The following is a 15,579-nucleotide window of genomic DNA, read 5'->3' as shown; positions in this document are numbered from 1 at the left end:
CTGAAAAATAGCCAACCTTTTAAGAGGAATTATCAATTAGAATTGGTATAATATGGAGTCGAAACATATTTCGGATGATAAGTTCGTGGAAACACTTTGCTGCTGTTTGACTTATATTCGCTGAAATTTGAGATCACGAGGACCCTATTCATTGAAAACTTCTGAACATCTACACCTCGCCGCACTCCTTCACGACATCGGAAAATTCCGCATGCGTGCCACGGATCGCTACAAACGACATCAGGAACATAGCTACGAATTCGTCAACGAAGACTTCGCCGACTTCTTCGCACCCTGCGGCGATGCCTTCAAAAATGCGATCCGACATCACCATCCCAATCGCTATCCCGATTGTAGGCCGAACCAACTCCAGCACCTCATAGAAAAACAGGTAATTTTGGCAGATCGACTCTCTGCCACTGAACGCGAAGATCAAGAACGCGAAGGAGAAGACTTTGTTGAATCCGCGCTTGTTTCTATCTTATCTCGCCTTGAAGGCACAACCAAGGAATATCGGTACCCGCTCAAGGCACTCGATCTGACACGTGATACCGTGATTCCAACGGAATCGCCACAAGTGAATCAGGACGTATATGCAGACTTATGGCAGCAGTTCAAAACCGCATTCGAGACAATAACGAGGGACGCTCACTATACACCCACCGTCTATCAAACAATCGTGGCACTCCTTGAAAAATATACCTCGCGGATGCCTTCCGCAACGCCGTGGGGACAAAACGAAACACGAACAGTTCCAGACATCTCCCTCTACGACCACCTCCGCACAACTGCTGCCATCGCTGCCTGCATCGGACGCGAACTTGCCGAAACTGAAATTGACGCACACCTGGCCAACCAAAAGAAATTAGAACGACCGATATGTGCACTCATCAAAGGCGACATCTCCGGCATCCAAAGTTTTCTCTATCAAATCCTCTCAGATGGTGCCGCCCGTGAATTACGGGGGCGTTCCTTCTATCTCCAACGCCTCACTGAAGCCATCGCGCACTGGGTCTTAAAACAGTTTGACTTACCGATTACAAACCTAATCCTCGCCAGTGGCGGACACTTTTATATCCTCGCACCCTATAGCGAAGCGCGGGAGAAACTCGACACACTCCGCCGAACCATCTCTGAAAATCTCTGGGCACTCCATAAAGGCGACCTCTCCTGTATCTTGGCAGGTATGGCCATAACCGCTGATGATTTTGAACCTGAGAATTTTTCAAAAAAATGGTATCAGGTTTCACAAAAGGTACAAGACCGAAAGCGTGCAAAATGGTCAGAGATGGCTCCTGAAGATATGTTTGAAAACTTCTTTGAACCGCACGAAGCCGCCGGAAATACAAATTGGGGATTCGGTGAACTCGGTCGTCAACTACGCGATGCTGAATACTTGGTCGCTTTTGAAGTGCCACCGTCGTCAATTCCTGATGAACCCGCTTGGGGCGCAGCGATGAAAGCGTTCGGATGGGAGGTTCATCCCCGCAAGGATACGGATGCAAAGCCGATGGCACCACCAGATGCTGAGCGTGCTATTGTCTATCGTCTCGGCGATACAGAATTTCTGACCGACGCGTCACTTGAGAAATTCCGGTGGGACGGTGTGCCTGTGAGTTACGATTTTAAGGTCTTCCGACAGGTAACCGCCTATCGTCAAGATGCGAACGACACAGAAATCACTGCAGATTATGACTATCTTGCAAACGCTGCTGCAGGTGTCAAATGGCTCGGTGCATTGCGGATGGATGTGGATGATCTTGGAAAAGTCTTCAGCAAAGACAAACTTAAGAATGCCACTATCTCACGTCTTGCGACCTTGAGTGCATCGCTACGCCTCTTTTTTGAAGGGTACGTTCCAGAGCTCTGTCGCCAGTACAATAAAAAACAAGACGAAGATATTCTTGAACTCATTTATGCGGGGGGTGATGACCTGTTCCTCGTCGGTGGTTGGAGCGCGTTACCGGAGGTTGCCGAACGGATTCGTTCTAAATTCCGGCAATTTGTCACTGGAGACCATCTGACCCTCTCTGGGGGTATCGCGATTCAACACAAGAAGTATCCGCTCTATCAATTTGCTGCGCAGAGTGGTGAAGCGGAGAAAAAGGCTAAGGGTTTGCCCGATAAGAACGCCATCACTTTTTTGCGTAAACCGATGGCGTGGACGGATTTTCAGGTCGTTCGTGACTGGCATCAGGAATTTTTGAAGGCACTCCGTGCTGACAGAGACCAACTTCCCCGTAGTGTTCTAACCCGATTGAGTCAGATTTACGCAGATGAGAAACGGTGGGCATGGCGATCGCTCTACAATTTCCATCGCTTACAGGAACGATATAAGGCACAAATCCCGTTTCTCCGTAAACTCCAACACGCACTTAACTTTGATACTTCCTTTGAACTACGGGAATTTATACACATTATCATCCGATGGACTGCTTTACGCATCAGAAATCAGGAGCACTAAAATGGGAAACTATCGTGATAGGAATCAAAGAGATCCACGTCGTCAACAAGGTTACACACTCCCAGAGAATGTGATTGAAGAGGGAGGCAACGCTCTTGTGACTGCAGCTAAGGATTTAGGAAATAGACTCCAAAGGCGACGACTTAAGACCTCACAAATCAGAAAAGTTTATGGAACTGTGAAGAAAATCCAGATGAGCGACGAATTTCGCCAGAATGACCTCATCATGCTGAAACCCAAATTGGCGTATGCAGCAGCGCGAAACAACGAAGTGGCCGATCTGAGAGACGCTCTAACCCAAGCCATTGATAAGGTTGGCGGTGATCCACAGCGGTTCAAAAATTTCGTCGATTTCTTTGAAGCGACACTCGCATACCACAAAGCCGCTGGTGGACAGGACTAAGGAGGCGTACATGTCAAATATACAACTACAAGGTAAAATTTTTCTACAAGGCACGATTAACGCCCTCACCGGTCTCCATATCGGCGGAAATTCTGGTGAGTTGGATATCGGAGGTATCGATAATCCCGTAATACGCAATGCCTTCAACCGCCAACCCTACATACCTGGGTCGTCTCTACGCGGTAAAATGCGCGGTTTGCTCGACCGACACTTCGGTAAATCACTTGATAAGCGAGTTGGAAGAGATGTGCGCGTTCACGAATGTCGAACACCATCAGACTACAATGACTGTCCAGTTTGTCAAGTCTTTGGGGTCGCACCTATACGGCAATTAGCTGGAAAGACAATGCCGACGCGACTCATCGTCCGCGATACCTTTTTAACCCCACAATCTTTAAAGGCACTTGATAGAGCTGACACGGATACCGATTTTACCGAAATCAAGACAGAAGTCGCTATTGACCGGATTACCTCTGCGGCGACACCTCGACAACAAGAGCGCGTTCCCGCTGGAACAACTTTTGGACCCTTTCAGATAGTCCACAGCCTCTATACACAAGACAAAAATGATAAAAGCAAGCAACTTCAAGACGAACTTATGTTTTTCGACACCGTCCTTAAAGGCATGGAGCTCTTAGAAGATGATTACCTCGGTGGCGCAGGGTCCCGCGGTTCCGGGCAGATTAAATTTGAAAACCTAAAGATGACCTTTAAATCCCGCGAATGTTATGGGAATGTAGCGGTTGCTCCCATCACTATTGATACGGATCCGAATATTGCAGCCTTACGTCAAGCTAATTATACCAAACAAATTCTACAGACTCTCTCCAATCAATAATACGTCCTATGGGTTGGCAAACCCAACCCCTACGAGAAATATTATGACACGTAAAGGGGTTTTGCTTGGGTGTTTCTTCAAGGTCCCCTTGCCCACATCAGATTGAATAGAAAACAGGATGGTCTATGCCGACCTATACTATCTATCGTTTAACCTTCAAAACCCAATTACATCTCGGACGCACTACCGGACCCGCGCAGGAGGGAAGCCTCGGTTTAGAGAAGACCGAAACCTATATCCCGGCGGATACCCTCTTTTCGGCGATCTGCCAGACATGGGCAACTTTTTATGGCACGGAAAGCCTTACGCGCTTTCTCGACGCTTACACAAGGGACGGTTCGGGTTTACCTTTTATGCTAACTTCCGCTTTCCCTTTTGCACAAGACCTTTATCTTTTTCCCAGACCCCTAAATTTTCCGAAACCCTCGGAGAATGTCCCCAAAGATGCAAAACGCGTCCAATTCGTCTCCCAATCCGTCTTTCAAGAAATCATCTCTGGAAATCCACCGCAATTCGACGAAGGTAATCTGATGAACAGTGAAAAGGTCTGGGTATCTCCAAAAGAGAAAGAACAATTGGAAGCATCAAGGGGCAACGATTTCACGATCTGGTCAACCAACACGCGCCCGCGTGTCACCTTGGGAAGCCAAAATGCAGGATCTGAAATATGGCATGTACAAACCGTCCAGTTCAACACCAATTGTGGGCTCTGGTTCGCTGTTGAATTCGATTCTCACGAGACGAAAGAAAAAATTGAGACCCTGCTGCGTGTATTAGGAGACACCGGCATTGGGGGCGAACGAAACGCTGGATACGGACTGTTCGATTTTGCCGAAACGACGCTTGAAATGCCCGGAACAGAAGGACGTAACCAATTTGTTACCCTCTCACCGATATGTCCGAAGTCTCCAGAACAACTCGCGCGGCTCCGCATTGGCAACATCGCTTATACACTAAATCCACTCAAGGGTTGGGGCAGCACTACCGGAACCGCTTCTCAACGGAAACAGATTAGTATGTTCACTGAAGGCTCTGTTTTACACACAGGCGACACACAGATAGGACGGTTGGTTGATGTTAAACCTGATAATTGGGTGCATCCTGTCTATCGTTACGGCTACGCATGGCAGGTCGGTATCAAAGAGGTAGTCCAATGAAACAGACATATCAACTGCAGGTTATCACACCCGTCCATATCGGTTCAGGCGAAACCTTAAATCAGATAGACGGCTGCTACGCCAATGGCAGATGGTATCATATCGACTTAGACAAAGTCTTGGCACATCCGAGTACCGACCTGAACAGGCTAACCTCCGAAATGGCAGACCGCAACTTCAGATGGCAACGCTACTTACAGCAACACACTGCCGATCTATCAAAACTTTCTGCATATACCCTCTCGTGTCCACAAAGTCCGGAGGAGGTCGAAATCCGAGAGGCAATCAAGTCAGTTGGAAACCGGCCCTATATCCCGGGTAGCACACTCAAAGGGGCAATCCGAACCGCACTGTTAGGTGAAATACTGAGTGAAAATGATCAGATCTATGACAAAAGTCTACGTCAATTAGAAACCCTGATTGAGCGGGAACCACGCGGCAACCCAAGAAGGGAGCAACCCGGACGACAGGTAGAATCTCTCGCTTTCGGTAAAGATCCAAATCACGATCTCCTGCGTGCCTTGCAAGTCAGTGATACCGAGCCACTTCATAGTGATGCGCTTGAAATCGGAATGGCATGGACTGTTACACTTAATCAAAAGAACCAACTCGTCCAGAAGATAGAGCGGAATCAGGAGTATAAAAACTTCGTCCAACAATTTCAAACCAATCAACGCCTCACGTTTACCCTTAAGATTGACGAACGTCTCCTTCGCCAACATGAAAAGAATCGCCTCGGTTTTAACGATTTACAAGAGAACGTACTGCGAAATATCACTAAAATCTGTCGATCAGCAACAGAAAAATACGCACAAGATGAACGGGACTTCTTTTCCGGTTACGAACTATTTGAGATTGCTAACCGCTATGATGACTTAATTGGTGTAAATAATACGCTATCAGAAGATGAATTCCTTTTGCAAATCGGGTGGGGAACCGGCTACCATACGAACACCGTCGCTGCACTATTTACAGATGACGAAGAAGCGCGCGAGGATCTATGGATGGATTTACGAGAACGCTTTCGATTGGGCGAAAGCCGTTCCAAACGTGGGGAATATGATGAACGTGAGTTTCCCAAAACACGACGGATTTTATATCGTGGACAAAACCCTATTGCACCCCTCGGTTGGGTCAAAATTTCACAACTTAAAGATTAGCAGATACAGCGTAGAGGGTTTTTGCTTAGGTATTTCTGCGGATTTCTTCAAGGTTTCCTCGCTCAATGTCAAAGCAGATACATGCACAAACTAAAAGTTTGTGCTACAAGACGAATCGGGTTTCCTCTTTTAATCTATTCCAACGGGCTACAGAATTTATCGGAAAAAGAAGGAGGCGAGGAACAGGACGTTAATAACCACCAGCGCAACACGCCCAAGTCGGGTCTTCAATCGCGGAAACAAATAAATGGATGCGCCAAGAATCGCTAAGCATTCTACCACTCGAAAGACCCCTGCGTGGTGGTTTCTGTCCCAATACGAAATCGGACTTGCAAAGATAAAATCGGAGAGCGGGAAGAGGTGATGGTGTCCGTCGTCATGATGCGTCAGGAAGTCGAAAACGCAGTGAATCAGCATACTCCACGCAACGACCGTCATCCGCTCAGAACGCATCAGATAATACCCGATCCCCAAGACAATCAGAATCAACGGAACGGCGTTGAAGATATCGAAGAAGTTCTGCCACGCCTCCATGAAATACCGAAAACCCCACATTTCACGTTGAGAGGTTTGGAAGATGAAGGTCTCCACGGCGAAAAAGATAAATATCGGGATGTCGGGTATCACGGCACCGAGGAAGGCGTAAGAGTGGAGGTACGGCTTCCCGCGTTTTGAGAGGAGGGCGATGTTGAGGATGGCGTGCGATTGGGTGGTCATTAGTTTTTGGCTGTTGGCTATCGGTTACCAGACTTAAAAGAGCAGTTGTCAGTCAAAGAGTGACCCTAATCTTGGTTCAGATAGTTGTTATCTCGCAAACTAACAGTTTGCGGTACAAAAATGCACTAACTGCTGACGGCTGAAAGTGGAGCGTAGCGGAACGCCCTGACTGCTGACGGCTGATTCACAGATGCCAGATTTCGCTTTTGAATTCAGGGAACAGGGAATTGAGTAGCACAGCAGCCGCAGTGTCCTTCGTCCAGCAATCCACGAAATTAGCAGTCAATTCCTCTATCCGACACCGTCCACAGAGTAGATGCAAGAAGGTGAGATCCGGGAACACCGCATCACCGTCTTCGATATCCTCTGGTGTCCAATCCGTGAGTTTCGTGATGCGTCCGCGCTCGAATGTGAAGTGGATGCCGCTGCGATAGAAACTCATCTTGAGTTCCCCTGTGTATCCCTCTGCAACAGTGCCGATAAGATGTTTTTCAAGTGCGGGTTGGATATGCCGTAGAAACGCCATCAAGTTCGGGATTCGGATGTACCACGAGTAGGGTAAGTCCTTACGAACAATAGATTTAGGCAGGACACTATAAAACAGATGCTCACGTCCGAGCATGAATTGGATGCCCGCTGCCGCTGAAACCTTACTCTCGACAACTATCGGTGTCGCCTTCGCCTTCTTCCAGAGTTCCCGTAGTAGCGATGGCATGAGATGTAAATACCCGACACCGGGTTTCAGTTCCATTCGTATGACCATGAAATTAGCGTCGGTGTCCTTGCCCTCGCCCCACCCGTCGTAGCACCACTGTAGATGTTGCACGTATCCGAGTCGTGTCCCTTCCATATCTTCGATGAGTAGCCACTCCATCCGGGCACCACTGTCTGGAGAACGCCCGTTGAATTCATATTCCCAGAGTTCGGGACTTCGCGGACACGCAAAAACCTGAGATTCAATCGAGCGTGCGTAGAGGTCTTGAATGAAGGCGTTGTCCGCGTCCGTCCGCGGTCGGAGGCGACACGTCTCTGTTTCACCGTCTTTTAAAGCTGGGATGTGTATCCCATCGATGACCAGCTCGGCTTCCATGTCAAGCGTCATCTCATATCCAAACATTCGATAGTACCAGGGTATCCCCGTGATGCCCAGCATCATCTCACCGCGCGCCTCGCTTAAGGCGTGAATCACCTCAAACTGCTTTCGGACGAGTCCGCGTCTCCGGTATTCAGGTTCAGTTGCGACGAATTCGGGTTGCCCGAACGCGAATGGAATGCCGCTGTAGGTCCAGGTCTGTGAAATGAGACACATTGATGAGACAATTTTTCCGGTTGTGGTGTCTTCAACGACAGTGAAATCACTTGCCTTGCAAGTTGGATGGTTCCCTGACATTAGGTCTCGTACGTTCGGACCGGCATCGGCGGCTTCGTGGAGTCGTACATTGAATTCAGTGAGTGCCTCTGTATCGTTTGGTGTGGCGAATCGGAGTATTAGGTTATCACCGAGGTCTCTCGGCATTTCTGAGAGAATATTCTTTTTCGGCATTTGCATTTCCTTATCGTATAATGTCAAGATGGATTGTATCACAGAATTTGTATTGCGTCAAATGGAATTGGCTAATCGCGGTTCGCTATTGGCAATTCGCGGTTTGCGGTTCGCGATTCGCAAAAAAGCGATGAAGACTTTAGGGAATGTTGGTATAATACTCCAACCATGAAGATTACACCGCGTCCCGCGCTCTACTTTCTCATCCCATACCTTCTCGGCATCGTTGCTGGGAGCTGGACATCCATTCCGTTTCTGTGGCTTTGGCTTTCTGTTCTACTCAGTTTTATCGGGGGCATTGCGACGAGAAATCGGAGGCGTTATCTCGCTTACGGACTGCTCCATCTCGCTGTCTTCGCAGGCGGTATGCTACGTCTGGACATCGCTGCCGTCTCACCCGTCCCCGATCACTTTTACGACGCACCCGTCAGTTTTTCAGGCGTTACCACCTATCAACCCGACCGCGGCACGGAATGGGAAGAGTGTTATGCCGTCGGTGAACTCCAACGCTTATCGGAGCCATCGCAGCACGTGAAGGCGAAGTTTCTCATCAAGTTTCAAGACGCAATCCCGCTGCGTTACGGCAAACAGATAACGCTCACAGGTGTTCTTCAAGAACCGCAAGGCAAACGGAATCCGGGCGGTTTCGATTACAAGGCACACCTTGCAAGGCAGAACGTCATCGGCATCGTCGAGGCCATAGGACTTCTGCGGATTGGCGAACAACGTGGATTCCCACCCTTACGTTGGATAGAGGCACTCCGTATTCGGACAGAACGCCTGATTGATACCACCTATACAGAAACCTTATTGCACGCCCAACTCGTCAAAGGTATCTTACTCGGCAAACGGAGCGAGGTGCCTTCCGAGACGTTGGACACTTTCCGAAATAGCGGCACTTTCCACGTCCTCGCCGTCTCCGGTCTCCACGTTGGGCTCATAGCGGCGTTCTGCTACCTCGGCTTTTCAGGTCTCCGACTCCAACAAAAGATTGTCTGCCTCCTAACGATTATCGCCGTGCTAATTTATGCGTGTCTCGTTGGGTTTCGTCCGTCCGTCTTTCGTGCGGCCTTGATGGCAACCCTGTTCCTATTTGCCGCACTCATCGACCGAGATGCCGATATATTCAACCTATTAGCGTTCGCTGCACTCGTGCTGCTCCTCTTGAACCCGTATCAGTTGTGGGATGTCGGATTCCAACTCTCGTTTGTTGCCGTTGCTGCCATCGTCTATCTCGTTCCGAAGATGGAGAAACCGTTGCGACACCTCTGGGGAGACACAGAGGCATCACCCGAAGAAGACCCAGCGATCCTGACGAAGTTTCGGCGGACCACGGTTAAATGGTTTATCTTGTCTTACCTTGTGACGCTCGCTGCACAAATCGGAACAGCACCCCTGATCGCCTACCACTTTTTTCGGACGTATCCCTTGGGCATGATTGTCGGTCCCTTTGCCGTCGGACTCGTGTCGCTCATTGTTGCGATGGGGATGGGGTTAGTCTGTATCGGTTTTACGTGGCTTCCACTGGCGAAGTTCTTCTCCGTACTCAATCACGCTATTATCTCTATCTTCTTATTGCTCATCTGGACATTTGGTCAGACATGGGGAGTTGTGAAACTCACACCACCGACGTTCGGCGGTTTCGTTCTCTACATCGCAGTCTGTCTGGGTATCACACACTGGCGATGGGTTCGTAGGCAGTGGAGAGCTGCAAGTCTCATTGGGCTATCGGTCGTGGCAATCTGGGTTTGGGACGCTGCATTTCACGAAAAGGGTCGGCTTCTGGAAGTCGTGACCCTTGATGTCGGGCAAGGCGATGCTGCTATCGTCCGGTTCCCTGACAATCGGACAATGCTCATAGACGGCGGCATCCGGCGGACGTATTACGATGAAAAGAAGATGGAGATGGTTGACTACGACGTGGGTGAACGGATTATTGAACCCTATCTCGACTTTTACGGGATTCGGAAGCTCGACATGGTGGTACTGACCCATCCAGACCTCGACCACGGCGGTGGACTTGGCTATATTTTGGAGAACTTTCAAGTCTCACGAGTTCTTGGTATACCGGATATGCCACGCTATTTCCAAACCGACCAGCGACTCCAAGCAATTGCCGAAGCACGCGATATTCCTTATGCGTTTCCGTATGCTGGAGAGATTCCCCTAACGCCGACAGCCACGCTGAACTTACTGCATCCGATTGACGCTGCGTCCACGAACCTATTGGACGAAGACAAAAACGACGACTCCCTCGTCATCAAACTCTCCTACGGCGAGGTGGATGTGCTCTTTACAGGAGACATCGGCAAAGATGCTGAGGCTCGGCTCGTTGCTTCTGGACAAGACCTCCGCGCAGAGATTCTGAAGGTACCCCATCACGGAAGCCGCACCTCAAGCAGCGCACCATTTTTAGACGCAGTTCGACCGCGTTGCGCTATTTTCTCGCTTGGTAAGGGAAATCGGTATCAGTTTCCGCACCCTGAAGTCGTGGCGCGGTATGCAGCGCGCGAGTGCCGACTCTGGCGGACGGACGCATCTGCAGCGATCACCCTTCGCACTGATGGGACACGGTGTTGGATTGAAGGTTTAGCGATCAGCAATTAGCGATTAGCGATTAGCAAAGACGCAAGCGTGACGGAAGGTCTTTTTTTCTTTGATGACTGCTATCCGCTGAAAGTGGAGCGCAGCGGAACGCCCTGACGGCTAACTGCTAATTGCTATACGGAGTGCCTCCTGATTCATCGCATCCACAAAAGCGGTGTTGATGTCTGATAGCGGATACGTTTTTCCGATGAGTTCTCCGAACGGGTAGCGTGTCCGGTTTGTTTCTATAAAGTTGAGTGCGGTGCCAAGTGCCGTGGGATCATAGTTATGAATCCCTCGGAGGGTTATACACTTTGTGACGAGTTGATGGGCATCAACGGAGATATTCGCATTTGGATAAACGTACCCGAGTGTCACGCAACGTCCACCAATACCCAACCACGTAATCAGATTTGGAATTCCGCTTGTAATACCACTAACCTCTACGCCGAGATCAGCCCCACGTCCGTCTGTAAGTGCTTTCAACGCTTCATCAATCTCCGAGACAGATGCTTTGTCCGGGTTGAAGGTATGTGTGGCTCCAAAACGTTTGGCAATGGCTAAACGTTCTTTGTTGATGTCTACAACAGCAACGTTCTCGTATCCGTTTTCACGTAGGTAGCACACGGCGTAGATACCCAACATACCGGATCCATGGACGACAGCAGTTTCACGGTGTTGCATACCGATAACTTCTAAACCGTTTACGACAGTCGTCAGTGCGCAGTTGATAGGAACAGCCTCCTGATCTGTCACGGCATCGGGAATGTGATAGATGGCTGTCCCCGGACGGAGTAGGATATGTGTCGCGAATCCACCTGATAGCGCGGAATCGCCTTCATTACGCGCATGTCCATATTTGAACATCGTTTCGCACTTCTGTGGAAGCTTCCGGCTAACACAATAATCACACGTTCCACAGGCGGTAATCATGCTCCACGTAACCCTGTCCCCTTCACGTAATGTTTCTCCGATTGCAGAACGGAGACGCGTCGGTGCTGCAACCGTTCCGATAATCTCGTGTCCGAGGACACACGGTGTCTCTGCCCCGCGCCGGCCTGATACAGTGTGGAGATCGGAACCGCAGATGGTTGCGAGTGAAACGCGGACGAGAACATCGTTTGGCGTAACGGCGACAGGCATCTCGCAGACCTCAAAAGGCGTGCCTACCCCGTGAAAATGTGAAATCTGTGCGGATATTTGCATCGTGTTTCTATTCCTTTATTGGCTATCGGCTGTCGGCTATCAGCAAAGGGGGTGTTTTTAAAGTAGCGTCCTCTGGCTGACTACTAACGACTGACGGCTGAGAGGGTTGCGTAGCAACCCCCGGTTCATGCCATAAGGCATGAATACCGTTGATTTCTGACGGCTGATGGCTAATTGCTACATTTAATTTGACAAACAAGGGTATGTCTCGTATCATATAATATTATTATACACCATTTGAAAAAATATAGAGGACATAACTCAAAGATATGAACAGAACTGCCGAAGTTCTTATTGAAGCTTTACCTTATATCCGTCGGTTTTATGACCGGCGGATTGTTATCAAATATGGCGGCGCAGCGATGGAGGATGAGGCACTTATCCACTCCGTCATGCAGGACATCGTTTTGATGAAATACGTCGGCATCCGTCCAATTATCGTTCACGGTGGAGGACCTCGAATCACGGCGTGGATGGATAAGGTCGGAAAAGTTCCCGAATTCGTGCAGGGACTGCGTGTAACCGATGCGGAAACCGTTGAAATCGCTGAGATGGTACTCGGATCCATCAACAAAGAAATCGTTTCACGTATCAATCAACACGGTGGAAAGTCGATTGGACTCTCTGGAAAAGACGCAAACCTGATTCTTGCGGAGAAACAACAGACTCAGATAACGGATGAAAACGGACAGCAGACGGATGTTGATTTAGGATACGTAGGTAAGATTATCGGGGTCAACACCGAAGCAATCACCGCGCTTGACAAAGCCGATTATATCCCTGTCATCACGCCGATTGGGGTCGGTGTTGATGGACAGACCTATAACATTAACGCCGATACAATGGCGGGTGAGGTTGCATCCGCATTTCAAGCGGAAAAATTGATTGTCTTGACGGATACGCGCGGCATTCTCCGAGACCTATCGGATACTGAGTCGTTGATTTCGACGATTCATATCAGAGAGGTAGATCAATTCGTTGAGGAGGGTTTGATCGCAGGCGGTATGCTCCCGAAAGTAGAGGCGTGTACAACGGCACTCATGGGTGGTGTCTACAAGACGCATATCATTGATGGAAGAATCCAGCACTCTTTGCTCCTTGAAGTTTTCACGGAGGGTGGTATTGGAACCGAGATTGTTAGATAAGCGAGGGAAAAAGATGGCAGAACGCAAAAAAATTGCTGCAATCATCACGACCTATTTCCAGCATTCGCACGGAGATGTGATTGCTACCAAATACATGAAGGGTTTCCCGACGGATATAGGACATCTGACACCTCGCGTCGACTTGGTGTCCATCTATCTCGATCAGGTAGATGACCGGGACATCGGGGTCGGTTTGGCAGCCGAACACAACGTCCCCATCTATCCGAGCATTCGGCAAGCATTGACGCTTGGTGGCAACGAACTATCTGTCGACGGTGTGATATTGATTGGCGAACACGGCGATTATCCGTATAACGAATTTGAGCAGCACATGTATCCCCGTCGGTATATGTTCGAGCAAATTTGCGGGGTGTTTGCGTCGAGTGGTAGGTCGGTACCTGTCTTTTGCGATAAACACCTCGCCTACAATTGGGACGATGCGCTGTGGATGTATAATCGTGCGAACGCCCTAAATGTGCCGTTCATGGCGGGTTCTTCGCTTCCGCTCTCTTGGCGGAAACCCTTTTTGGAACACGACCTTGACACAGCACTGGCATCGGCTGTCGGTATCGGCTATGGCGGCGTGGAGTCCTACGGATTTCATGCGTTGGAGACGTTGCAATGTATGATTGAACGTCGGCAAGGGGGCGAGTCCGGGGTTGTCGCGATTCAATGTCTGGAAGGGGATGCCGTCTGGGAAGCCGGTCAGGCGGGAAAATGGTCGCTTGAATTAGCCGAAGCCGCATGCGCACAGATTGAGAATCGTCCCGACAGGACATTTATAGACGGATGTCCGAACCCGACTGCGTTTCTACTGGAGCATCGTGACGGATTTCGTTCTGCAGTGCTGATGCTGAACGCTTACGTCTCTGACTTCGCTTACGCGGCGAAAGCGGATGATACCCACTACGCCACGGAGTTCTACCTACAGAACGGTCCACCGCACGCGCATTTTAGTTATTTGAGTCTTAATATTGAGGAGATGTTCGTTACGGGGAAACCGCAATATCCTGTGGAACGGACGCTTCTTGTGACGGGTGTCCTTGACGCGCTTATGCACTCGCGAGCCGAAGGACATGTCCGAATTGAGACCCCACACCTATCAGACATCGCGTATCGCTCCTACCCAAAGATGCCTATCCGACCCACGGCACCCCGACCTGAAGGTGCGACGTTAAAGGCATAGCCTTACGGTGTATTTTCCAGAATTGGAGTGGTGTTTATCGAGACCCGCTACGGATATGCAACCCAAAGAGGTAGGCAAAGAGTAAGACTCCCGTTACAGCACCGAATCCGATTTTGACAGCGGGGGATAGATTGGAAGGCGAAACGAAACCTTCAATAACCCCAGCAATCACGAGCAGCGCAACGCACCCACCCAGCAGATGGATCGCCGTTTTCGCTGCATCCGTTAAAGTTCGTTTCCGCGTCCAAAGCGATGGCGCGATGAGCGAATACCCTAACTTCAACCCGGCACCCCCGGCAATGAAAATTGTTGTGAGTTCAATATAGCCGTGTGGCGATACGAACGACCAGAGCACAAGTGCAATCCCACTGGCGTGGCATAGTCCAGCAATTCCGCCAATCAGGATTCCGTTGACGACCAAAATGTAGACGCTTCCTACCATGAATATGATGCCACCCGCAAAGGCAAAGAAGGCGACTCGGATGTTATTCGTCATCACAAAAGAGGCAAACAGGTTCCGATTTTCTGCGGATGTATTGTTCCACGCGTTATCCTCTAACTCCTTGATGTGAGATACAACGTGCTCTGGGACGATCCGTTCTCCAAGTGTGGGGATAGTCAAAGCGATCCAATACGCTACCCCAAATGCGATGGCAAACAACAAGAATGAGATTCCAATGAAACTGAGATTCTCTCGGAACACGCTCGGAAAACCGAAGCGAAGGAAATCCCAAAGCGTCCCACGTTTGAAAGGGGAGGTCTGGTAGATTGTGGCGTGTGCGCGTGAGGCGAGGGCGTTCAGATATGGAACGCACCGGTCTTGTGGGAAGTCACGCCTCGCTACGGCTAAATCAGACGTAACGCGTCGGTATAGATAGCCGAGCCGGTTGAGTTGACTCGCATTGGCATCTTGTGAACGGTTTAACAATGCCTCGAGTTCACGCCAAGTCTGCTGTTTTTGGGAGATGAATTCTGTAGGGGTCATAGGTTGTGGGTTATAAGTTATAAGTTATAAGTTATAAGTTAAGAAGTTTCTTTTAACAACCTGCCTATACCTAATCATTATTAAACACTGTTTTGTCTCAAAAATCAAATTGAATTATATGAACGTCCTCAGTTTTTGTAGCACAAACTTTTAGTTTGTGTATCTGGCGAGGTTGGGAAACCTCGCCAG

Annotated in this window: 13 protein-coding genes; 8 read left to right on the top strand and 5 right to left on the bottom strand. The window is 49.4% G+C overall.

Going from position 1 to position 15,579, the window contains the following annotated elements; all coding sequences use genetic code 11:
* Nucleotides 1-151 precede the first annotated feature (151 nt).
* The 5 genes from cas10 (at nt 152) to csm5 (ending at nt 6,022) form a co-directional block, all read left to right on the top strand.
* A complete protein-coding gene (cas10, locus tag OXN25_09010; GenBank protein MDE0424993.1) occupies nt 152-2,464 on the top strand; it encodes a type III-A CRISPR-associated protein Cas10/Csm1 in 2,313 nt (770 codons plus the stop codon).
* 1 nt (nt 2,465) lies between these two features.
* Nucleotides 2,466-2,867, top strand: a complete 402-nt coding sequence (gene csm2, locus OXN25_09005; protein MDE0424992.1) for a type III-A CRISPR-associated protein Csm2 — start codon at nt 2,466-2,468, stop codon at nt 2,865-2,867.
* Between the two features lie 10 nt (nt 2,868-2,877).
* Nucleotides 2,878-3,705, top strand: coding sequence for a type III-A CRISPR-associated RAMP protein Csm3 (gene csm3 / locus OXN25_09000; protein ID MDE0424991.1), 828 nt, complete (start codon nt 2,878-2,880; stop codon nt 3,703-3,705).
* Nucleotides 3,706-3,830: 125 nt separating this feature from the next.
* Nucleotides 3,831-4,862 carry a type III-A CRISPR-associated RAMP protein Csm4 gene (gene csm4 / locus OXN25_08995; protein MDE0424990.1) on the top strand — a complete coding sequence of 344 codons (1,032 nt, stop codon included), beginning with the start codon at nt 3,831-3,833 and terminating at the stop codon, nt 4,860-4,862.
* Nucleotides 4,859-6,022, top strand: a complete 1,164-nt coding sequence (csm5, locus tag OXN25_08990; protein ID MDE0424989.1) for a type III-A CRISPR-associated RAMP protein Csm5 — start codon at nt 4,859-4,861, stop codon at nt 6,020-6,022. Before csm4 ends, csm5 begins: the two co-directional genes overlap by 4 nt.
* Nucleotides 6,023-6,178: 156 nt before the next feature.
* On the opposite strand, the gene OXN25_08985 is transcribed toward csm5, so the two are convergent.
* Both OXN25_08985 and OXN25_08980 read right to left on the bottom strand, forming a co-directional pair.
* Nucleotides 6,179-6,739, bottom strand: a complete 561-nt coding sequence (locus OXN25_08985; protein MDE0424988.1) for a hypothetical protein — start codon at nt 6,737-6,739, stop codon at nt 6,179-6,181.
* 184 nt (nt 6,740-6,923) lie between these two features.
* A complete protein-coding gene (locus OXN25_08980; GenBank protein MDE0424987.1) occupies nt 6,924-8,282 on the bottom strand; it encodes a GNAT family N-acetyltransferase in 1,359 nt (452 codons plus the stop codon).
* 168 nt (nt 8,283-8,450) lie between these two features.
* Here OXN25_08980 and OXN25_08975 point away from each other — a divergent pair, with 168 nt between their 5' ends.
* Entirely contained in the window at nt 8,451-10,889 is a 2,439-nt protein-coding gene (locus OXN25_08975; protein ID MDE0424986.1) for a DNA internalization-related competence protein ComEC/Rec2, read from the top strand.
* Nucleotides 10,890-10,988: 99 nt separating this feature from the next.
* Here the strand turns inward: OXN25_08975 and OXN25_08970 are convergent, their stop codons facing one another.
* Nucleotides 10,989-12,074: a zinc-binding dehydrogenase gene (locus tag OXN25_08970; protein MDE0424985.1), complete on the bottom strand. Its 1,086-nt coding sequence runs from the start codon at nt 12,072-12,074 to the stop codon at nt 10,989-10,991.
* A gap of 22 nt (nt 12,075-12,096) precedes the next feature.
* The gene (locus OXN25_08965; protein MDE0424984.1) at nt 12,097-12,273 is read right to left on the bottom strand and encodes a hypothetical protein; all 177 of its coding nucleotides are present in this window, start codon (nt 12,271-12,273) and stop codon (nt 12,097-12,099) included.
* Between the two features lie 70 nt (nt 12,274-12,343).
* Here OXN25_08965 and argB point away from each other — a divergent pair, with 70 nt between their 5' ends.
* Nucleotides 12,344-13,219, top strand: coding sequence for an acetylglutamate kinase (gene argB, locus OXN25_08960; GenBank protein MDE0424983.1), 876 nt, complete (start codon nt 12,344-12,346; stop codon nt 13,217-13,219).
* Nucleotides 13,220-13,232: 13 nt separating this feature from the next.
* Nucleotides 13,233-14,405 carry a hypothetical protein gene (locus tag OXN25_08955; GenBank protein ID MDE0424982.1) on the top strand — a complete coding sequence of 391 codons (1,173 nt, stop codon included), beginning with the start codon at nt 13,233-13,235 and terminating at the stop codon, nt 14,403-14,405.
* A gap of 34 nt (nt 14,406-14,439) precedes the next feature.
* Here OXN25_08955 and OXN25_08950 read toward each other — a convergent pair whose 3' ends face one another.
* Nucleotides 14,440-15,390 (bottom strand): stage II sporulation protein M, encoded by a 951-nt coding sequence (locus tag OXN25_08950; GenBank protein ID MDE0424981.1) that lies wholly within the window; start codon nt 15,388-15,390, stop codon nt 14,440-14,442.
* Nucleotides 15,391-15,579 lie beyond the last annotated feature (189 nt).

The organism is Candidatus Poribacteria bacterium (assembly GCA_028820845.1).
In the GTDB taxonomy this organism is placed as follows: Bacteria; Poribacteria; WGA-4E; order WGA-4E; family WGA-3G; genus WGA-3G.
This window is presented reverse-complemented; position numbering and strand designations above follow the sequence as displayed.